Genomic DNA, 22,608 nt, shown 5'->3' with positions numbered 1-22,608 from the left:
ACGCCTCGATAATCATGGCTGAAATCCAGACTTGGTTTTCGAGGGATAAACCCTCTCTTATATCTTTGAGAACAAGAAGAAAATCGGTCCGATCTAGCCGCAAACTCACTCCGTAAGTATTTGTCTTGCCTCTTCGACATCCATTGATGAAGGAAACCAAACAATAGAACTGAGTTCGAATACGGCATTTTCCAGAAGGTAAGGGTCTGTTGGGAAAAGCAAATAAGCATCTCCGTCGTCGAGTGACTGATACTCAAAGTCACTGGTCAGAATCTCCTTGGCATCAGTCGATTCGAGATTGGGTGGATAATAGCCGTATATCGATTGGTGCTTTTCGATCGCTTCCGCGATGACCCATGCTTGTTGGTGGATCACTAGTTGATTTAACTTTCTCCATGAAAAACCTACACCTGCAATCATAGGCACGACGGCTTTCGTTTCGTTTTGCCTTAAGTATAATTCAAGAGTCTTTTCGATCAATTCTGGTCTCTCTGTAGAGATAAGCTCCATGCATTTCATGTATTGCCCCTCTTCAGAGTCAAGGATCTCAAGCATCTTGGTTCTTTGGGAATCGCTTTTCGGTTTTGTGCTTATGCCTCCTTCTTCGAGCGCGTAAACTATCATTTCAGCTGTCTCTCCATTCCGAAGTCTCTCGAAGGAAATTTCATGTAAGATTCGTTCCGAGACTACACATCGCGTGTAAAGAGTCTTCCATAAATCGAGGTTTAGAGATGGCGGTTTAGCCACAGGAGCACCTCTAGAGTATGCCCAGCGTGCTGCTTTGACAGGCAATTGACGAATGTGGACACCGCTAAGGAATGATATCAAGAGGCCATCGTTTGCTACTCGTTGGGAAAATTTAACTAGGGTCTGCAACAAAAATGAAGAAGACCAAGCCGATTCGTTTGGAGCAACAATGGAGAGTTTATACGCGGCTGAAAGAATCTCGCCGATGATCCTTATCTTTTCGATTTCAGGAGCGATCAAATCTGCTCCTAACTCCCAGTTCCGGAGCGGTATCCACCGAGACACTGTTACCGCAGTTTCAACCAGGCTAATTGCGCTCTTTACTTCTTCGCTTTCTAAGATAGCGCGTGCTTCATTAACTACGTTTGCGAACCCGTTCTCCCGTGTATGATTTCTATCGGACAAAGCTAAGTTCTCATGCAGCTCCCTTAAGGCGTATAGTTGGTCAAGACCATCGGAAAATGATTTCCATCCGTTTTGATCGCTTGGAGGAATGGCTCCAAACAACTCAGCATGATTGGTTGCTATGCCCCGTTTGCGATAGTCCGTTCGAAGGTCGCTGGGAGAAATGTCTTCATTGATGTAGTCTAACCAGACATTCTCAGGGTTTGGTCCCTGCTTGTTGGGATTTGAGTAGGCGATCAAGCCTTGTGTGATAGAGCAGACGATGAGCAGTACCTGTCTACTCAATCGGAAACGTCTTGCGGAGGTTTTAGGAGAAACGCTGATGGCGAGTGGAGTCTGAGCGTTTTCGAAGGTGACCAAGCATGTTTTCCTCCGACCTTAACTCACTCCGTCAGAATCTCTTTTGCCGATTTTCCTTGGGGGATCATCGGCAAAACGTGCTCGGTGTAGGGAACTACCACATCGAGGAGATAGGGGCCGTCGTGGGCTAGCATTTCCTGAATGGCTTCGCGCAGCTCCTCTTTGCGGATGACCCGGCGGGCTTTCACGCCGAAGCCGTTCGCGATGCTGACAAAGTCCGGATAGAGCCCGTCGATGTTTTCAGGACTTCCAATGTTATCCGGATCGCCAAGAATCGTTTGTCCGCGGCAGCCTTCGTAGAACCGATCTTCCCACTGAACGACCATTCCAAGATGCTGATTGTTGAGGAGGAGGCACTTGGCGTTGATCTTTTCGATCTTCGCAGTCGCCAGCTCCTGAACGTTCATGAGGAACGATCCGTCTCCATCAATGTCGATGACCTCTTTGTCCGGGAAGGCGACCTTGGCCCCTACTGCGGCCGGGTAGCCGAAGCCCATAGTTCCAAGGCCCAGTGAACTAATGTATGTGCGGGGATCTTTGAAGCGGTAGTATTGGGCGGCCCACATTTGGTGCTGACCTACCCCTGTTGTTATGATCGCTTCGCCATTGGTCTCTTCGTAGAGAACCTCGATCGCTTCCTGGGGAAGAATGTGGGGACTTTCCTGATACGTAAACGGATGCTCCTTCTTCCAACCATCAAGAGTAGCGAGCCAGTCGCTCAGGTCAGGTTTGGCAAAGTCCGTTGAGTCGACGAGTTTGTTGAGTCGCTCGAGGGCGTCCTTGACTTCCCCAAAGATAGGGTAGTGGGCCTTCTTATTCTTGTGATGCTCGGAGCGGTCGAGGTCGAAGTGAACGATTTTGGCATCGGGTGCAAACTTATCGACGGCCCCGGTGATGCGGTCGTCAAAGCGGGCTCCAACGCAAATGAGCAGATCACTCTCACAGACTGCCCAGTTTCCAGCAACAGTTCCGTGCATTCCAAACCAGTAGAGGGAGAGAGGGTGGTCCGGATCCATGCAGCCGATCCCCATCAAGGTCGAGGCAACGGGAATGCCCGTCTTGTCCGCAAATTCGCGCAGTGCCTTCGTCGCATGGCTGCTGATGATTCCACCACCTGCGTAAAGGACCGGTTTTTTGGCCTCTTGGATCAGGCCGAGAATTTCCAGGAGCTCATTGTCAGAGGCATGAGGGGGCTTCGGGTAGCCGGGCAAGTGGAGTTCCTTTGGAAAGCGTGGCTTGAATACGGCCTGCTGAACGTCCTTTGGAATATCGATAAGAACCGGCCCAGGGCGTCCGCTTTGCGCAATGTGGAAGGCTTCTTTGATGACCGTCGGAAGGTCCTCTTTCGTCAAAACCATGTAGCTGTGTTTAACGATCGGCATGGAGATCCCGAGAACGTCGGTCTCTTGAAAAGCGCTCTTCCCGATGAGGCTCTGGTAGACCTGGCCAGTAATGGCTATCAGCGGAGTGCTATCCATATACGCGTCAGCAATACAGGTGATCAAATTGGTCGCACCCGGTCCGCTGGTGGCCATACAGACGGCAGCTTTACCCGTTGCCCTCGCATGGCCATGGGCCATAAAGCCCCCGCCTTGCTCGTGGCGCGGGAGGATCGTGCGGATCTTCTTGGATTTGACCAAGGCTTGGTGGAGCTCCATCGAAGCTCCGCCTGGGTAGGCGTAAACCGTGTCCACACCTTCGCGTTCGAGGGCGGCGACCATCACGTCCGCACCCTTCATTTCGGGTCCTTCCTCATACTGAGGCTGGAACTGAAGAATTGTTTCCGGCGACTGTTTGGCGGTTTTGGTAGACATGGCTTTGATCGAAACCCACCACCAAAGGCAAGAAGGCGTGGATAGGCAAGCATTTCATCCTTTCCTTTTCCCAGGTGTGGTGTGTCAATCAGGCGATGCCTCGCATACTTTTTCTGGGTGATATCGTCGGCCGTCCGGGCCGGGAGATTTTGCAGCAGCGACTAAAGGAAGTCCGCCAGACCCGTCAGATCGACCGTGTTATTGCCAACGGTGAAAACGCTGCGGCCGGGGCTGGACTGACCTCGCGTTTGGCGAGGGAGATTTTGGATGCAGGGGTGGATGCGATTACTTTGGGCGATCATTTGTGGGATCAAAGAGGCTTTGCGGAAGAGATCGGTAGTCTCGAAAAGGTCTGTCGTCCTGCGAATTTGGATGAAAGCTGCCCAGGTCGAACCCATCTCATCATCGAGGGAACGGGTTACCGGTTGGGGGTTTTTACCGTTCTTGGCCGGGAGTTCATGAAGGTAAAAGGGGCCTGCCCGTTTCGGACGGCGGAAAGGATGGTCGCAGAACTGAGGCCGCAAGTGGACGCCCTGTTGGTGGAGATTCATGCGGAAACGACTTCGGAGAAAATTGCGATGGGTTGGATGTTGGATGGCGAAGCAACTGTTGTCGTTGGGACCCATACTCACACGCCTACTGCAGACGGCAGGGTCCTTCCGCGTGGCACAGCCTACATTACAGATGTGGGAATGACCGGTCCCTACCAGAGTGTCCTGGGGCGTGATGTGGAACCGGTGCTTCAGCGTTTCCTAGATGGAATGCCCAGAAAGTTCACCGTGGCTCAGGAAGACGTTTGGATGCGTGGCGTGATTGTGGATTTTGACCAAAGGGGGCGGGCCACAGGATTGGAATCGTTAGCGGTACCGGATACCGCGAGCGAGGCGGGATTGTAGAGCGGAACGCGATCTTTGGACGCCTCGCCTGAGGCGTCGGTGTCATTACCTTATGGAGGGACATCGTCCTCGATTTCTGTTCCATCCAGCCGGCTCCCGGACATCGAGGCCGATAGCAAGCGAGGGAGATAGCGAACGTTAAACTTTCAACGCTAAACGTCCAACGTTAACAGACCCTCTTACTTCGATGTTCAGCGTTGGAAGTTAAACGTTCTCTTCACTGCGAGGCCCCGGACATCGAGGCCGATGTCCCTCCAATGGATATTTTCACAGTAAGGAAAATGTCCCCCTAGAGATTCAGTCGCTTCTCAGCAACCAATCCACTGATGGAGCGTTCCGATCTCCGGTGGTTGGGAGATTGAATCATAGCCTCGCGGGCTGTCGTATTTGTGAGAGAGTTCCATCGCTTCTCTAGGGGTCATTCCGTAGCGCTTGCGAAAGAGTCGGTGAAAATAGGAAGAGTCCGAGAATCCCCATTTTTCGGCGATTCGGCGAACGGATTGCGATGTGTTTGGACCTTTCATCAGTTCACGGTAGCAGGCAGCGAGACGTTCGTTTTGGATGAAGGTGCGAATGCCGCCCTCATCGCGGAACATTCGGTAGGCAGAAGAACGGGAAAGTGAAAAGTCTCGCTGAAGATCGACCAGTCCCAAGTTTTGGCGTCTTAGGTTCCTTCGCAAATAGTCCTTGATTGCAGGGAAGTTTGCGTCCTCTGAAACAGACTGCCCTTTCCATTCGGATTCCAACAGGCTGTTGACTAAACTGATGAAGGCATCTCCGATTGTAGAAGCGTCGGACACGATGAAATTACTCATTCCATCAAACACGGCTTTCAGACTATGGGAGAGGAGCCGACCTCCGGCGGAGTCCAGGTCCCAGTTGTGGATGGGTTCCCGTGCAAATATGGTTGAGCAAAGCGGCACCCGGTCTCGCGGGATGATCACCGAGAGCTGATGTACTGCGGTCGATTGCTTCGAAAATGATCTCGCCCAGTCTTGTAGCACGATTTGTCCCGTTTTGGTTTGGATCGGCGTTCCGTTGGCCTCGCCGAACTCCTCTCCGCTTTGGAGAAAATGGAGGGCGAGGTGGTCGGATTCTCCCTTGCGGACATGTCTCGGGGTGCGGTCGAAACGGGTCGCCCCGTAACGAGTCTCACCAAAGACCAAACCGTCAATCTCACAAAATCGAACAGAGGAATCAAACCGCCCATTCGATTCCCGCTTGCTCGTGTGGAAAACCGGTCGGCAGATCTCGTGCCAGACCTCAAAGCCGTCATGGGCTGATCCGTCTCGGCCATCAACGGACACTACCGGCAACTTAGGAATGGAGGCTGTATTAGATTCGCTCATCGGATTGGAAAGGGGGTATAATGCCGAGATCAGCCAAAAGGCAAGAGCGGGTAGGAAGATGAAAACCAAGTAGCCAGCGGACATCGAGATCTGTGTCCAACAAAGTGTTCTGATGTTGTGGGGCCCTCTATTATAAGGTTCTCCGCAAGAAGAGAAAACCCCACCGTGTTCGCAACACGCAGATCGCGAACGTTGAACATTGAACGCTAAACATCCAACTTTGAAATTCGATGTTCAGTCTTGGAAGTTGAGCGTTTAAAATGCGCCTTTTTTCTGTGTGCGCGTCCCTCCACTGGTACTCCAGTCCAATGATTTTTGGTACTCCAGTCTAATGACAGGACGCGGGTCTCTTTGATATTCTTACCGCTATTTTTTGTGAGAAAATGATGCCTTTGCCAAAGCGATATCAACTGTTCCTTCGCACGGTAGTTGCCGCCGTATGCGGACTTACTGGAACCAGCACTCTCGCCGTCATCAATGTCACCGGGATTGTCGATCCGGTAAACGAGGCCCCTGATTTCTTTTGGACCAACGGCGGTAACTCCACGGTCGATGGCACGATCGGCTCCACCACCGATTTTGGCACTCTCACCGTTAATGGCGGCAGCAGACTCGACCTTGCTTTCGGCAGGATCCAGAGTGGCGGCGCGATGACGAGCACGGCAACCGTCACCGGAGCGGGGAGCATCTGGGACGTCAACCGGCAAATGATCATGGGCGAAAGCGGCCAGACTAATCTCCTCATAGAGAACGGCGGGTCGGTCCTCGTCGGCGGAAACCTCGCTAGCCTTGGCGCTGGGGCGGGAGCAACGAGCACCGCGACGATCACCGGGACGGGATCCACTTGGAACATCAATGACTCAGAAGTTGGTGAATTGGTCGTCGGCGCGGACGGAGAGGGCATCCTCAACATCAACGCTGGCGGCAAGGTGACGAACAGCAGGGGCACCCTCGCGCGTAACTCTGGCAGCGTGGGCTCCGCGACGGTGAGTGGAACTGGATCGCAGTGGGAAAATACTCTCGAGCTTGTAGTGGGCCGGATTGGCGACGGAACGCTTCGGATTGAGGACGGTGCACTGGTCACCGCGCCCAACGTCTTTATTGCCCGCGTAGGCGGTTCGACGGGGGATGTTACCGTGAACAACTCCCAACTGACAGCCACCGGGTTTGTTTCTGTTGGCAATGAAGGCGAGGGAACGCTGCTGGTGGAAAACGGCGGGGTGGTCTCGGGGGTCGATGGTTTCGTGGCGGGTCGCTTCGATGCCCCGAACCCAAACGCAGTGGGCACGGTCACGGTCACGGGAGATGGCTCGCAGTGGAACAACAGCGGGGATCTCTCCATCGGGAATAGCGGGACCGGCACTCTCGATGTCTTGCTCGGCGGGCTTGTTTCCAGCCGCAACGGCCTTTTGGGAGCAGACAATCTCGCCACGGGCACGGTATTGGTCAGCGGCACGGATTCGCAAAGCGGGACGCCCTCCCAATGGACGATCACCGAAAACCTTACCGTTGGCGACCAAGGGCAAGGCACCTTGACGGTTTCCGGCGGCGGGGTGGTTTCGAGTGGCAGTGCCACTTTGGCAGATAAAAACGGCTCAACGGGCACGGTCAACGTGAACGGCGCGGGCTCACAATGGAGCAACACCGGAGTGCTTGTCGTCGGCGATCTGGGCAACGGCACTCTGAACATCTCAGATAGCGGGGTCGTCTCCAGCGGAAGCGGCACTCTGGGAAGAGCTCAGAATTCCAGCGGCCAACTCGTGACCGGGACGGGTGTGGTTACAGTGACGGGGAGCGGCTCCGAGTGGAATGTAGACAACGCTCTGCGGGTCGGTCAGAGCGGAACTGGGCAGCTCGACATTTTGCAAGGCGGTGCCGTGACGAGCGGCAGCGCTATCATCGCCGATCAAAACAACGGTGGGCTCAACAGCGATGGAAGAGGCACTGTCAACGTCGATGGGGATGGGTCGGACTGGACGGTATCGGGCGACCTCACCGTTGGCAATGAAGGCCCTGGAACTCTCAACGTCTCGAACGGCGCTAAAGTTTCCAACAGCGGCACCGCCGTCATCGGAGAGGCCGGCCGAGGCACCGGCACGGTCACCGTGACGGGCACGGACTCCGTTAGCGGCACAAACTCCACTTGGACGAGCAGTGGCGATTTGACAGTCGGAAACGAAGGAACCGGTACGCTCAACGTCAGCGACGGCGGGCAGGTCAGCACTGACGGCGCAGCAATCTTGGGGCAAGCCAGCGGCGGCGTGGGCGCCGCAACGGTGACGGGCACGGATTCCCGGCTCGAGGCCGCGACTGGCCTCACGGTCGGTGACGCGGGCGATGGCACGTTGACTCTGGCCGACGGAGGAGTAATCCGTGTGGGCAATGCTTCCATTCCCGACGGCACGATCACCATCGCCGCCCAGGCCAGTTCCTTCAGCACCCTCAATATCGGCGATGGCAGGGCTCCGGGCTTGGTCCAGGCAGGCGAGATTACCCAGGGTGCGGGCGACGCCACCGTCAACTTCGCCGTCACCGGGGGCAACTACTACTTTACCCACGACGGCACCGCGACCGGTGCGCCCGTGGCGCTCACCGGCGGAATCAAAGTCAACAAAGGACTCAACGGCACGATGATTCTGCCGCAGGCCGCTCACGTGACTGGCGGGATTCGTATTTCGGATGGCAGGCTGGAGCTGACGGACGGTGCATCCGTCACCTCGGGAGCGAACGATTCCATCACCCTCGGTTTGATCGATGGGCTCACCGGCATCTTTACCCACGACTCCTCCGGAGCCAGCAGCGCGGGCGTCATCTCCTTGGGCGAAACCACCGGTTCGGGGGGCATATTGAACATGATCGATGGCAGCATGAGGGTTAACGAGATTTTCGTGGGCGAAAACAGCACCGGTACGCTCAACATCTTCGGCGGCGCGCGCTTCGAACCCCGCCAGACCGCCATCATCGGGAGCAGTGCCACCGGCGTGGGTGTGGTCAACCTCGGTGGGCTGGGTTCCCTCCTCTCGGTCGGCAATGATTTGACGGGGACGGATGCCACCAGTCTGATCATCGGCGACAACGGCACGGGCACAATCATTGTCTCCGACCGCGCAATCGGCGGCAGCATCCGCAACGCAATCCTCGGCAACGCCAGTGGCAGCATGGGCACGCTCAACGTCTCCGGCATCAACGCAGCCGACGGAGAGGGAGGCTTTGTTTTCGTGGAGAATGTTATCATCGGCGAGGCGGGCACCGGCATCATCCTGGTGGAGGACGGCGGCTTCGTCGAAACCCGCGGTGCGGCCACCCTCGGCAACACCGCCACCGGTCAGGGCACCGTTACCCTCACCGGCACGGGCTCGGACTGGTCGGTAGGCGAAGACATGAACGCCGGAGAAGTGAGCCTAATTGTTGGCAACGCCGGCACGGGCACGCTCAGCGTCACCAACGGCGCGACCTTCACGAATGCGCAAAACGCCGTTCTCGGGCAAACCAGCGGGATCACCGGCACGCTCAACCTCCTCGGCTCTTCGACCCAAGGGGAAATCGGCGGGGACCTTATCATCGGCCAGAGCGGCAGGGGCGTCATTAATCTGGATGGTGGCGCTCAGCTGCAAAGTCTACAGACGGCCACCGTCGGTGAGGCGACCAGCGGAGTGGGCGAGGTGCAGGTCGCGGGCAGCGGTTCCCAATGGACCGTCGGCGGTAACTTGACTACCAGCGATCCCGGTGCCCTCACCATTGGCGACGCTGGCACGGGAACGCTCAATGTCTCCGACAACGCGATTGTAAATAGTGCCCGTGGGATCACCCTCGGCGCGGCGAGCGGCAGCAGCGGCGACGCTACTGTCAGCACGGGTGCGGACTTCATCAGCGTTGAGAACCTCGTGGTCGGACAAGCGGGCGAAGGCATCCTCAACGTGCAGAGTGGTGGCATCGCCGAAACTCGAGGAACGGCCACCCTCGGAGCTGTGGCAACCACCGGCGTGGGCACGGTCACCGTCACAGGCGGAGACTCCGAGTGGAACGTCGGCGCAAACCTGACCAGCGGCACCACCGGCATGATTATCGGCGACGCGGGCACGGGCACTCTAAACGTTGAAAGCGGTGCGGACGCTATCAGTCAGCGCAGCGCCATCGTCGGCAATGCTTCCAGCGGTGTGGGCACAGTTAACGTGACTGGAGGCACTTCCCGCTGGGGTGTCGGCACCAGCCTCGATGAGACGATCACGCTCACCGTCGGAGCGGAAGGGGCTGGCACCGTCAATGTATCCAGCGGTGGATTCGCCAGCAGCATCGTAGCCACTCTGGGTCAGGCGGCGGGATCCTTGGGCACCGTCACGGTGACAGGTAGCGGTTCAATTTTTACGGTGAGCGGCGGTTTTGGTGGGACGAACCCTGATACCTTTTTCATTGGGGATGCTGGCACGGGCACGTTCACTCTTGTTGATAGCGGAAGGGCACAAACCTTTTCAGCTACGCTGGGACAGGCGCAAGGCGGAAGCGGCACGGCCACAGTGACAGGTGCAGGCTCAACCTGGGAAATGTTCGGTGATCTTTTCGTCGGTGAGGCTGGCACGGGCACCCTCACTATTGCCGACGGCGGAGAAATAAGAGACTCTAATATTGCCTCGAGTATCCCCGGCGACGCCATCATCACCCTCGGCGTTGATGCGACTGGCAGCGGTACGCTGAACATCGGCAACGGCGGAGCGGCTGGAATTCTCAGTGTTGAGGAGGTCACGACCGGCGCAGGTAGCGGTGTGGTGAACTTCAACCACACCGACAGTGACTACTTCTTCACGCGCGATGGCACTGCGACCGGCGAGGCCGTCGCGCTGACGGGTAAGCTTTCTCTGAACCATAACGGTGCTGGCCAGACCACCCTGGCCGAGGCGGATTTCTCCGTGGCGTCCCTGCAGGTGCCAAACGGTACTCTGATGATTGCCTGGAATAGCACCCTGGGGGGAGATGGCACCGTGTCGCTCGGTGCCACTGCGGGGCAAACCGGCACCCTCGTCTACAGTTCCCAAGGTGCAAGCTCCGTTGGTGATATTCTTCTCGGGCAAAACGCTGGGTCGGAGGGAATTCTCCAGGTCATGGACGGTATGCTTCAGGGCACCAATGTGCTCGTTGGTGACAGAGGGGCTGGCAGCCTTCAGGTGTCCAATGGTGGCATACTGGATGCGAATTCTACCCAAATTGCGGATTTTACCGGGTCTACGGGTTCTGTCACCGTGACTGGCACAGGCTCGCAAATGCTCAACAGCGGCGATCTTACTGCCGGTATTTTTGGCAACGCCACGGTGCGGATTGAAGCGGGTGGCCTCGTGACCAGCGAGAATGGCTGGATCGCGCGCCGGGGCATCTCGACCAGCAGTGTGATCGTGAGCGGGGAGAACTCCCGGTGGACCAATGCCGGGATATTGACTGTCGGCGAATTTGGTACTGGCAGCCTCCTGATTGAAGATGGCGCTGCCGTGACGAATACTCAGGGCTCGATTGGGGCAAGAACGGGTAGGGGCATGGTGACGCTGACCGGAGCGGGGTCGACCTGGGAACTTTCCGGAGGTTTGTCCGTCGGTTCTGAGGGAGAAGGTAGGCTTGACGTCACCGCGGGCGGGGTTTTGAGAACGCCGGACAACACCCCTGCGCGCATTGGTCGCCTATCAGGTTCCATCGGAGTGGTGCGCGTGAGTGGTGCGGGTTCCCAATGGATCTCAGGTAACCAGGTTGAGGTTGGAGTCGACGGAGAGGGTACCCTTATCTTGGCCGAAGGGGGTCGAGTGAGTGTGGGTAATAATCGTTCTATCCGCATGGGTTCCAACAGCGCCACGCCCACTAACGTGAGTCTCTTGCAAATCGGCGAAGGCGGTGCCGCCGGGATCGTCGACGCAAATGCGGTTGACACCGCGGGCACAGGCACGGGTACGGTCAGCTTTAATCACAGCGACAGCGATTACCATTTCACCCGCGACGGCACCACACTAGGCGCGGCTGTGTTGCTTTCGGGCGCCCTTGCGATCAATCATACAGGCTCCGGCCAAACCACGTTGACAGGTCCCAACACTTACACCGGAGGCACCACGATCTCAGCCGGCACCCTTCGCTTCAACGGTGGCGGCATCGGCAACGGCCCGCTCGGCACCGGTGTGGTGACGGTTGAGTCTGGCGGGACGCTCGCCGGGGCTGGCATAGTGATTGGTACCACCACCGTCTCCGGGACCCTTTCCCCAGGAAATTCGGCGGGAGCAATCCGTTTTCGCTCCGACCTTGTCCTTGAGTCTACTGCGACGACGTTTATTGAGATCGAAAGTGTGACGAGCTTCGATCAGATTGAGGTGGACGGAAATATTGCCTATGGTGGGGAGTTGCTGATCGGTTTTCTGGGAGGCTACATTCCGGTAATCGGGGATTCTTTCCAGATCTTCGATGCGCCGAATGTGATCGGAGGAATGACCTTTACGGACGTGAAGTTCCAGCAGAGCGGGTTTGGAGGGACCTTTGATGCGCTGACGGGGTCTCTCGACATTACCGCAGTTCCCGAGTCGGCGGCGACTTGGTTGATTGCTTTGGGGTCGGTGCTCGCGCTTTTGCGCCGGAGACTGCGCTGCTGATTGGAGGGACATCGTCCTCGATGTCTGTTCCATCCAATCGGCTCGCGGACATCGAGGACGATGTCCCTCCATGGATGCGTCTACGAAAACGACAATCGGTTTAGCTCTCCTTGATAAGGCCAATCTTCAGGATGGGCGACGAGCCCGGCACGGACCGGATTTTCCCTCACGTAGTTCCACTTTGCGGTGTAGGAATCCGCGTTGCGCATCTGGGTGTCCCAGAAATCCCTTTGCCATGAAAATCCCGGATCGGTTTTCCGGATTTTAGTGGTAAAGGCCCGCTTCCAGTAGCTCATCCAGTTCTTATGGGTGCCGCTCGGATTGCGGGCGGGCGAACAAAAGAAATGAACATGATCGGGCATGAGCAGGAACCTGCCGATCCTCCAGCGATCGGCGCGTTGGCAAGCATCCGCGAAAGCATCGAGGGCATCTTCTGTAGCGAGTCCGGTCCTGCGGGATTGGGTGCAAACTGTGACGAAAATTAGGATTGAGCAGTTGTATCGAGAAATAGGCGGATGATGGGCGGGCCGTTTCCGTTGCGGGAGAGGATTTTCTGGGTTTGAAGGATTCACGAGCGGGTTTTCGCCAAAATTTTCCTTGGAGGCAATAATTGCGGCGCCGTTTGGCATGCTCGCGGACATCGAGGAAGATGTCCCTCCATGGGCGCGTGTTGGGACGCCGTCTCGGTGTCCGCGTTGCGTCCTGCTGGGGTCCATTGGGCTGAGACTCCAGTCCAATTGATTTTGGTACTCCAGTCCAATGACAGGACTGTGGAACTTTGGTAGAGTAACGGCTATTTTTATTTTCGTGTTCGCGTTTCGAATGCAGCACTATCTTCCTTCCAGAATGATGAAACCTCTCACGCAGCTGATTGCTTCCAGAAGCCGCTCAATTCTCCCGTCCGGAGCCTGTTTTTTGGCGATAGCTGTCATTAGCTCCGGTCCGGCCTTTGGCATCATCGAAGTAGAAGGTAGCTTTGATCCGACGGACGCATCCTTCTGGATCAATGGCGGCAATTCTGCGACTTCAGGCATCCTCGGTACGGCGGCAGGCAACAGTACACTGGACGTCGATGGAGGATCGTTGCTTGCACTGGATGAACTGATCACAAGTGACGATGGCGCGGCCACGTCCACCGTCACGGTGACCGGCAGCAACTCACGAATCAATACCACGGCGAACATTTCGATCGGCGAATTTGGTGTTGGCAATTTGACCGTCTCCGCCGGAGGATCGGTAGAAGGCGAGGAAATCAAATCCAGTAACTGGCTGGGCAGCGAGGGAACGATCAGGGTCACGGGTGCGGGGTCGACGTTGACCGCTCGCAGTCGGCTGATTATTGGGGAGGAAGCTTTGGGTCGCCTGGAAATCCTCGATGGAGGCGTGGTCAATACACTCGAATTGGCGGTTTCCAACTTGGCTCAGTCCGAAGGACACGTGACGGTCAGCGGCAACGGGTCGCAGCTCAACGCCACGGATGAATCCAATTTTGCTTCGGAAGATGATGCGACGTTGACCATTTCCGACGGGGGTGAGGCCACCTTTGATGCACCCGTGTTTTTTGGCCGGAACGGGGATATGGAGGTCTTGGTGGAGAGCGGCGGGCGACTGCAGGTAGGCAGTTTGCTGGCTGCGCAGGGCTCTGGCAGCGATGTCGGTGTGACGGTGACGGGAAGCGGCTCAGAATTCATCATCGATGCAGATGCAACCTTTTCGGATGATGGAAACTCGACGGTACTCATCAGCGATGGCGGGCGTCTTCAAGCTGGAAGTTTGTTGACTTCATTTTTTACTCCTGGCGAAGCGGTCGTGACTGTGACGGGAAGTGGTTCGCAGTTGATCGTAGATACGGACTTCACGCTTTCCGATGACGGCACTTCGTTTCTGAACATCCTAGATGGTGGCTTGGTCGATGTGGCGGGCGAGTTACGTGCCGCTGCGTTTTTAGACAGTTCTGAAGCCACGATCAACGTGGATGGGGCTGGCAGTGAACTGGAAGCGGACCTGCTGGTTATTGCCCATACCGGATCGACATTTTTGAACGTCACCAATGGCGGCACCATTGACGTAGCGGGCGAAATTATCGTCGGTGGTGATGGCGAGACGGGCATAGGTTTTGTCAACGTCAGCGGCGGATCGCTGGTGCGGAGCGGATTGGACACGCTGATCGGCGATAGCCCTGATACGGTCGGAACGGCCACGGTTACCGGAGCGGGCACGCGATGGGAAGCCGGCCAGTTATGGGTCGGGACGGCCGGCGATGGCACGTTGAACCTGTTGGATGGTGCTGAAATGTCGGTCACGGGCCCCAGCCGGTTGGCCTTTGAAGTCGGCTCCGCCGCGCAGGTAAACGTCCGTGGTAGCGGCACAGTCTGGAGAGGAACCGGCAGCGATGGCGAATTGTTGATCGCTCAAGGCGGGGCCGCCACGGTCAACGTCTCGCAGGGCGCCCGCATCAACATGGACCAGAGCATTCGCGTTTTCTCGAACGGCACGATGAACCTGCTGGTCGATGGCAATAATATGGTGACTGCCGGCAACTCAGAGGATTTTGTCAACAACGGCACGGTCAATTTGTTGGCAGGGGCCGAGTTGGCATCCGGGACATATGCCCCGATCTCTGCTGGTGGCGGTCTTTCCGGCGCCGGAACTTTCCAAGGTGTCGGCGGAACCTGGAACGCCTCTACCAACGAGTTCGAAGTCAGTGCCATCACTTCCGATACCAGTGGCGACCTAGGCGGGCGACGCGTACGGTACGCTCCCGATCTTGTCGTCGGTTTCAGTGAAGGAGTCGGAGCGGAGACGTTTGAAGCAACCGCTTTGGACGTTACCTCCATCGACGGTCAAGACGTGCTTATCGCCTACGATTTCGAAACAACGATGCCCGATCAACTCACGGTTCTTTCCTTTCAGATCGGTTCGGGAATCGACGACAGTTTGCTGAACATTTGGTTCCAAGCCGACGGTTCCACGATCTGGTCCGCTTTCACTCCGGTAATCCAAGCCTATGATGGCGACCAGTTCAGCTTTGGGGTTACCCAATTCAGTAGCTATGCGGTTACCGTCGTTCCCGAGCCTGCGACGACCTGGCTGATTGCATTGGGTGCCGCGCTTACGCTTCTGCGGCGGAGAAGACGGGGGTGATTGGGACGCCGGCCTCGGCGTTTGAGTTATAGTCTTATGGAGGGACATCGTCCTCGATGTCTGTTCCATCCAATCGGTTCTCGGACATCGAGACGATGTCCCTCCAAAGATGTGTCCACGAAAAAGACAATTGATTCAGCTCTCCCTGGTAAGGCCAGTCGTCCGGGTGGGCGACAAGGTCCCGCGAACCGAATGCGACCGAACCTTTTTTACCAGGTGTTGGGTAAGAAGAAACCACTTCATTGTCTCCCACCCTTGAGATAGCGAGCGTTCAACTTTGAACGCTAAACGTCCAACGTTAAGAGATGTCCCTCCTTCGATGTTCAGCGTTGGAAGTTAAACGTTTAAAGTTCGTCTTTTCCCTGGGTGCGCGTCCCCTGCTGGTACCTGAGTCCAATTTATTTTGGTACTCCAGTCTAATGACAGACTTTCGAAGATTTGGTATTCTTCAGGTTTTGTCTAATGCCTAACCGATAGATTCTACAATGAAAACTGGCAGTTTTTTTCTCTGTTCCATGATCACTTCAGTCCTTTGGGTTGCAGCTCCTTTGCCTGCCCAAATCGCAGTAACTGGGGTCACTACGCCTGATAATTCTGGTTCGTTTTGGACGAACGGTGGGGACTCCTCGACCGACGGGGTAATAGGCTCCGAATCCGCTGTCGGTACGCTGACGGTTGAGAATGGGAGTGTGCTGGATCTTTCGACTGTGGGTATTCTGAGTCCCGGTGGCGGGGCCGTTAGTTCGGCCAGCGTTACGGGGTCCGGGTCTCAATGGAATATTGCGGGGGGTAGCAGCAACTCGTTTCTGATTGGAGGTGCGGGACAGGTGACTCTCAGCGTGCTTGCCGGAGCAGAGGTAAGCAACGGAGGCAATGCCTTCGTTGGTGATTCCAGTGGCAGCAGTGGGGACGTCACGGTATCCGGTGCGGGTTCTCGTTGGGAGAACACCAATGGCCTTCGCATTGGCAATGATGGCGACGCCTCTCTTACTATTTCGGATGGCGGGGTCGTCACTAATTCGAGTTTGGTGAATACGAATAGCAATGGTCGATCGGTCATTGCCTTTAGTGCCAGCTCAACGAGTATGGTCACCGTTACGGGTGCGGGATCGCAATGGCTGAATCAGAATGCCAGCAACAATCCTACGGCAATCGATGTAGGTGGAAATGGGGATGCAACTCTTCTTATTGAAGCGGGCGGGATCGTTTCCAACGCCAATGGACTGGTAGCCCGCGGCAGTAATTCCACCAGTAGCGTGACGGTGACTGGGACGGATTCAACTTGGACCAGTTCCGGCCAGATGAACATTGGCGTAGGTGGGGTTGGCACCCTCCTTGTTGAGGATGGGGGATCGGTGATCAGTAACCAGTCCGCGATTGCCGCTAACGTGGGCTCAGAAGGAAGTGTGACGGTGACTGGCAGCGAATCAAGCTGGGTAACTAACACGATGACGGTTGCGAATCGGGGTGACGGTACGCTCAACGTGGAGAATGGCGCTACGGTAACCGTGAACTCCAGTGCCAATCATAACATCGCCACCCAAGGCTCCGCGGTGGGGATCGTCAACGTGATCGGGGCTGGTTCTCTAGTGAGCCATTCTGGTCGGGTTGAACTGGGCCTACGGGGAACGGGTATCGTGCGTGTGAGTGAAGGGGGCGAATTTGCAACCTCCAGCGGAAATGGAATCCGTTTTGGCGCGGGAGGGGGTAACGGCACCCTGCAAATTGGTGTCGGTGGAGTAGCCGGAATCGTCAACGTTGTGTCCGTGAATGGGACGGGCAGCGTAGTCTTCGACCATACCGACAGTGACTATTTTTTCACCCGAGACGGTACCGATGCTGCGAATGGGGTGCTCATTCAAGGCGGTTCAACGGTAACCCATCAAGGCTCCGGCCAGACGACATTTACGGCGACCAGCACTTACACGGGCGGGACGAACATCAGCGGTGGGACTTTGCGTGTCACTGATGTCGGAACGAATGCCTCGGTTCTGGGCACCGGAGAGGTAACGGTTGAGTCGGGAGGAACTCTGGCCGGAGAAGGAACGGTTCTCGGTGCTACCGAGGTCTCCGGGACTCTTTCCCCCGGCAACTCGTCGGGAACACTTCGTTTTGCCTCTGATCTTACGTTACAGGCCACCTCGGAGACACTCATTGAGTTGGAAAGCTTGACGAACTTCGACCAGATCGAGGTAGACGGAGATATCACCTATGGCGGGGAGCTCTTGATCGGTTTTCTGGGAGGCTACATTCCGGTAATCGGGGATTCGTTTCAGATCTTCGATGCGCCCAACGTCATCGGGGGAATGACTTTCTCGGATGTAAAGTTCCAGCAAGACGGGTTTACCGGTGACTTTGATTCAGGAACGGGCACTCTCAGTATCACGGCGGTCCCAGAGTCTGCAGCGACCTGGTTAATTGCGTTGGGAGCCGCGCTCACGCTACTTCGGCGGCGGGGGCGCAGTTGATTGGGTATTGCGAAAGGGTGCTTGCTCTCATAAATGACTGCCTGAAGAACCGCCACTTTCTGTCCGTCATCGTGTGCGGATGGTCTCTCCTGCTTTCATCTTCCAGTCTGTATGGCGTTATCGAGGTAACCGGGGATACGACACCCGATAATTCTGCTTTGTTCTGGTCCAATGGTGGGAACTCCGCGACCAACGGGACGATCGGTTCCGGGTCGGCTGGAGGCACGCTGACCGTCAATGGGGGAAGTTTGCTTGCGCTTCAAAATGCCGATATCACCAATTCGGGTGTAGGCCCCGTCAGCACCGCAACCGTCACCGGAATTGGTTCGCAATGGAACATGTCGCAAGGGATCCGGGTTGGCAATGAGGGGATGTCCAGTCTGACGATTTCGAACGGCGGGTTGGTGACCAATTCGACCTTTCAGGGGATTCCCGGTCCCGGCCGCTCCGTCATCGCCTTCGGTAGTGGCTCGACCGGTTCGGTCACGGTCACGGGAAGTGGTTCGCAATGGCTGAATCGCGACCCGAACAACACGGCGACTCGCACAAGTTTTGATGTCGGTACGAATGGCAATGGCTCTCTGTTGATCGAGGCCGGCGGCTTGGTCTCCAACGATGATGGCATCATCGCCCGCAACGCCAGCTCGACCAGCACGGTGATGGTGACCGGGATGAACTCCACATGGGACAACAGTGACCTCTTGAACATCGGCCAGGGCGGCACAGGCACGCTGAATGTTGAGGATGGTGGTTTCGTCACGAGCCGTATCGCCACGATCGGCGGCAATGCTGGTTCGAATGGAACGTTGACGGTAAACGGTAGTGGTTCCGTCTTGGAAACAGAGATATTGACGGTGGCGAACAACGGAACGGGTACGCTCTATGTCGAAGCCGGTGGTGTGGTGACGGTGAATACCAATTTTTTCCGAGTGGTTGCTGCCCGAGAGGGGTCGGTGGGTGTGATCGAAGTGACCGGAGCCGGCTCTGAATTAAACTATGCGGCGGATCAACTGTTTTTGGGAAACCGGGGCGTAGGCACATTATTGGTAGCAGAAGGGGGTGAGATCAATCTTGGTGCCAACCAGACCATCCGTTTGGGGGAAACGGGAACAGCAACAGGCACCCTGCAGATCGGTGATGGGGGTGCGGCGGGTATCGTCAACTCCCGCCGGGTCGAAACGGGTGCAGGGACGGGCACGATTGTATTTAACCACACCAACAGCGGTTACTATTTCAGCCGAGACGGAACGGCGAGCAGCAATGGTGTGATCATCGAAAACGGCACGGTTATCCTTCACGAGGGTTCCTGGGAAACCATCTTTACCGCGAACAGTACCCACGACGGCGGCATCACCATCTCCGCGGGAACCGTCCGCATCACCGATGTGGGTAATGGGTTTTCTTCCGCCGCACTGGGCACGGGACCTGTAACGGTCGAGGCGGGAGGGACTCTGGCCGGTGAAGGAACGGTGCTTGGCGTAACCGAGGTCTCGGGCACACTTTCCCCTGGCAATTCCCCGGGGACGCTTCGTTTTGCCACCAACCTTGTCCTTGAGTCTACTGCGACGACGTTCATTGAGATCGAAAGCTTGACGAGCTTCGATCAGATTGAGGTGGACGGAAATATCACTTACGGCGGGGAACTCTTGATCGGTTTTTTCGGTGGCTACGTTCCAGTGATCGGGGATTCGTTTCAGATCTTCGAAGCGCCGAACGTCATTGGAGGGATGACGTTTACGGACTTGAGGTTCCAGCAAAGCGGGTTTGGAGGAACGTTTGATGCATCGAACGGAACTCTAGACATTACCGCAGTTCCCGAGTCGGCGGCGACTTGGTTGATTGCGTTGGGGGCGGCCCTCACGCTTCTGCGGCGGAGAAGACGTAGTTGATTGGAGGGACATCGTCCTCGATGTCTGGATGCGGTTGGAACCGCCAAGTTTTGATCGTTGCCCGAATGAGGGCGAAAGATGTTTTGGTGCGGTCGCACACCTTGGTGGTTTCGGTCCCCGGACATCGAGGACGATGTCCCTCCAGTGAGACTCCAGTCCAATGGATTTTGGTACTCCAGTCCAATGACAGGCCGGTGGAATCTTGGTAGTATGAAGACCGTCTTTTTTTCAATGTCTGCCTTTCGAAATCACGATCATCCTATTTCCAAGACAGTGATTGTTGCGGGAATTCTTGTTCTGTCTCTTTTGATGGGGGGGCTGAATCCGCTCTCCGCTCAGATTTCGATTTCGGGGAGTCGGACTCCCAGTAGCGAGTCTTTCTGGACCGGTGGAGGCAGCTCCAGTGATGATGGCACAATTGGTGGCAACAACAATGCTGGCGTCCTAGAGGTCGAAGGCGGCTCTCAGCTTCGCCTTGCCAATGGCGAGCTTCTGGGCCCCGCAACTGGAGAAATCAGCTCGGCAACGATATCCGGGGTCGATCCTTTCTTGGGAACTATATCTTCTCGATGGAATCTCACAGGGAACCTTTCCGTCGCTTCACAAGGGTTGGCCACTCTTACGATCGAGCTTGAGGGTTTGGTGAATGTCGCCCAGGACGGGATTCTAGGGGAGAGTTCACTTGCTCGTGGCACAGCCACCGTAACCGGTAGTGGCTCGCAATGGAACATCAATCAGCGTCTTCTGGTGGGTGACCAGGGCAGGGGTGATCTAACGATTTCGGACGGTGGCGTGGTGACCAGCGCAAACTCGCCAACAGACGAATTCTCCTCCATTGCGTTCGAGGACGGATCCAGAGGGACGGTCACGGTTACCGGGATAGGCTCGCAGTGGTTGAATCGGGATTCTGGAAACAACAATCCTACAAGCATCAATGTCGGTCGAAACGGTAATGGCACCCTTCGGATCGAGGCGGGTGGTTTTGTCTCGAATGCGGATGCCGTGATGGCCAGCGGTGTAAATTCTGTAGGCTCCGCAACAGTTACCGGGAGTGGTTCAGAGTGGAGTCAAACGGGTAACCTGACCGTTGGCAGTCGAGGCGAGGGAACGCTTAGGATTGAGTCGGGCGGAGAGGTGTCCAGTCGTAGCGGTGTCATTGCCCAGATCGAAACTTCAGACAGTGAAGTCACGGTGACCGGAACCGATTCGCAATGGACTGTCGCGGAGGAGATCGAGATCGGGAGTAGGGGCACAGGAGCACTCACCATTGCAGATGGTGGAACCGTAACCTCCCTCCAAGGTTTTCTGGGATCAAACGTAGCGGGTGACGGCACGGTCACTGTGACCGGGATGGGTTCGCAATGGAAGATCGGGAACGGGCTGACCAGCGATCCCGCTTTGGTCATCGGAGCGGATGGCAGGGGGATCCTGCGAATTCTGGACGGAGGTGAGTTGACGACTACACGGGACGCGGTCTTGGGTGGCGAGCCCAGCGGTAACGGCACTGTAACGGTTTCGGGATCGGGCTCAGCTTGGATCGGCGAATCAAAACTGGTGGTGGGGGAACAGGGCACCGGTGAACTGACCGTGGCGGACGGTGGCCTCGTGGTTACGGGACGCATGGGAATTCTTGGTGATACCGAAGAAGGCTCCGGGACCGTTACCGTGACCGGAGGTGGTTCGCTGTGGAATCTTTCACAACGATCACTGATTGTTGGCAGCAAAGGCAATGGAACCCTCGGTATCGAGGAGGGTGGAGCGGTCAGGAGTTTGAAGGCTGTGATCGGTTCGTTACCCGATTCGACAGGCATCGTGACCGTGACTGGGGAGTCAACCGAGACCGGAAACGCATCCATCTGGCTCGTCAGCGAAGGGATCACCGTTGGCGACAGAGGTGAGGGCAGCCTCGACGTGGAAGCGGGCGGTGAGGTAACAAACGAAAGCGAACCCTCATTCATTGGTCAGAGTGGCGGTGTGGGGAACGTACGAATTGTTGGAGCGGGCTCGCGCCTGAATCTGGGGGGCTTGCTTAATCTTGGGAATAACGGGACCGGACAACTGTTGGTTGCGGACGGAGGGCGAATCAACATGGTGAACGACCAGGGTATCCGTATCGGACTCCGGTCTTCCGAGAGTATCGGAATACTTCGGATTGGTGAAGGCGGGGCGTCTGGTATCGTTAACGCCCCGCAGGTATTTACTGAGAATGGCACAGGCACCGTAATCTTCAATCACAGCGATAGCGGGTATACGTTCTCCCGAGACGGCGCCTCCGATGGTGCCGGTGTGGAAATCAACAGATCGACGGCCCTCGTCCACCAGGGTTCCGGTGAAACGATTCTTACCGCCGCCAGCAATTACACGGGTGGCACAACCATCTTGGATGGCATCCTGCGCATTACGGATGTTGGCAACGGAACAACCTCCGGAGCACTGGGTCGCGGAACGGTGACGGTCGAGTCGGGAGGGACTCTGGCCGGTGAAGGAACGGTGATAGGTGTAACCGAGGTCTCCGGCACGCTTTCCCCCGGTAACTCAGCAGGGACGCTTCGTTTTGCTTCCGACCTTGTCCTTCAGTCCACCTCGACAACCTTTATCGAGCTGGAAAGCCTGACGAGCTTCGATCAGATTGAGGTGGACGGAAATATCACGTATGGCGGGGAGCTTCTGATCGGCTTTCTCGGAGGCTACATTCCGGTGATCGGGGATTCGTTCCAAATCTTCGATTCGCCGAACGTAATCGGAGGAATGACGTTTACGGATGTAAGGTTCCAGCAGAGCGGATTCGAAGGGACCTTTGATGCACCAAGCGGAACTCTCGACATTACCGCAGTTCCCGAGGCGGCGACGACGTGGTTGATTGCGTTGGGTGCGGCGTTAGTGGTTTTGCGACGGAAAAGGTGGGGGTGATTGGAGGGACAT

General features: G+C 56.5%; 11 protein-coding genes. 6 read left to right on the top strand and 5 right to left on the bottom strand.

Going from position 1 to position 22,608, the window contains the following annotated elements; genetic code table 11:
• Window positions 1-105: 105 nt before the first annotated feature.
• Window positions 106-1,437, bottom strand: a complete 1,332-nt coding sequence (locus AAGJ81_05870; GenBank protein ID MEM0965657.1) for a hypothetical protein — start codon at window positions 1,435-1,437, stop codon at window positions 106-108.
• Between the two features lie 98 nt (window positions 1,438-1,535).
• The gene (ilvB, locus tag AAGJ81_05865; GenBank protein ID MEM0965656.1) at window positions 1,536-3,251 is read right to left on the bottom strand and encodes a biosynthetic-type acetolactate synthase large subunit; all 1,716 of its coding nucleotides are present in this window, start codon (window positions 3,249-3,251) and stop codon (window positions 1,536-1,538) included.
• A gap of 170 nt (window positions 3,252-3,421) precedes the next feature.
• Between ilvB and AAGJ81_05860 the strand changes: the two genes are divergently transcribed.
• The gene (locus tag AAGJ81_05860) at window positions 3,422-4,222 is read left to right on the top strand and encodes a TIGR00282 family metallophosphoesterase (GenBank protein ID MEM0965655.1); all 801 of its coding nucleotides are present in this window, start codon (window positions 3,422-3,424) and stop codon (window positions 4,220-4,222) included.
• A gap of 308 nt (window positions 4,223-4,530) precedes the next feature.
• On the opposite strand, the gene AAGJ81_05855 is transcribed toward AAGJ81_05860, so the two are convergent.
• Window positions 4,531-5,571: a helix-turn-helix domain-containing protein gene (locus AAGJ81_05855; protein ID MEM0965654.1), complete on the bottom strand. Its 1,041-nt coding sequence runs from the start codon at window positions 5,569-5,571 to the stop codon at window positions 4,531-4,533.
• A gap of 383 nt (window positions 5,572-5,954) precedes the next feature.
• On the opposite strand from AAGJ81_05855, the gene AAGJ81_05850 reads away from it, so the two are divergent.
• On the top strand, window positions 5,955-12,185 hold the full coding sequence (locus tag AAGJ81_05850) for an autotransporter-associated beta strand repeat-containing protein (GenBank protein ID MEM0965653.1): 6,231 nt from the start codon (window positions 5,955-5,957) through the stop codon (window positions 12,183-12,185).
• A gap of 80 nt (window positions 12,186-12,265) precedes the next feature.
• Here AAGJ81_05850 and AAGJ81_05845 read toward each other — a convergent pair whose 3' ends face one another.
• Complete coding sequence (locus AAGJ81_05845; protein MEM0965652.1) at window positions 12,266-12,814, bottom strand: transposase; 549 nt, start codon at window positions 12,812-12,814, stop codon at window positions 12,266-12,268.
• A 217-nt stretch (window positions 12,815-13,031) separates the two neighbouring features.
• On the opposite strand from AAGJ81_05845, the gene AAGJ81_05840 reads away from it, so the two are divergent.
• Window positions 13,032-15,329, top strand: coding sequence for a PEP-CTERM sorting domain-containing protein (locus AAGJ81_05840; GenBank protein MEM0965651.1), 2,298 nt, complete (start codon window positions 13,032-13,034; stop codon window positions 15,327-15,329).
• Window positions 15,330-15,363: 34 nt separating this feature from the next.
• Here the strand turns inward: AAGJ81_05840 and AAGJ81_05835 are convergent, their stop codons facing one another.
• Window positions 15,364-15,582 (bottom strand): hypothetical protein, encoded by a 219-nt coding sequence (locus AAGJ81_05835; GenBank protein ID MEM0965650.1) that lies wholly within the window; start codon window positions 15,580-15,582, stop codon window positions 15,364-15,366.
• A 262-nt stretch (window positions 15,583-15,844) separates the two neighbouring features.
• Here AAGJ81_05835 and AAGJ81_05830 point away from each other — a divergent pair, with 262 nt between their 5' ends.
• The 3 genes from AAGJ81_05830 to AAGJ81_05820 all read left to right on the top strand — a co-directional run bounded on the left by AAGJ81_05830 (window position 15,845) and on the right by AAGJ81_05820 (window position 22,596).
• Window positions 15,845-17,797 carry an autotransporter-associated beta strand repeat-containing protein gene (locus AAGJ81_05830; protein MEM0965649.1) on the top strand — a complete coding sequence of 651 codons (1,953 nt, stop codon included), beginning with the start codon at window positions 15,845-15,847 and terminating at the stop codon, window positions 17,795-17,797.
• A 17-nt stretch (window positions 17,798-17,814) separates the two neighbouring features.
• Window positions 17,815-19,686, top strand: coding sequence for a PEP-CTERM sorting domain-containing protein (locus tag AAGJ81_05825; GenBank protein ID MEM0965648.1), 1,872 nt, complete (start codon window positions 17,815-17,817; stop codon window positions 19,684-19,686).
• Between the two features lie 210 nt (window positions 19,687-19,896).
• Window positions 19,897-22,596 carry an autotransporter-associated beta strand repeat-containing protein gene (locus tag AAGJ81_05820; GenBank protein MEM0965647.1) on the top strand — a complete coding sequence of 900 codons (2,700 nt, stop codon included), beginning with the start codon at window positions 19,897-19,899 and terminating at the stop codon, window positions 22,594-22,596.
• Window positions 22,597-22,608 lie beyond the last annotated feature (12 nt).

The organism is Verrucomicrobiota bacterium (assembly GCA_038744685.1).
Classification (GTDB): Bacteria; Verrucomicrobiota; Verrucomicrobiia; order Opitutales; family Puniceicoccaceae; genus Puniceicoccus.
This window is presented reverse-complemented; position numbering and strand designations above follow the sequence as displayed.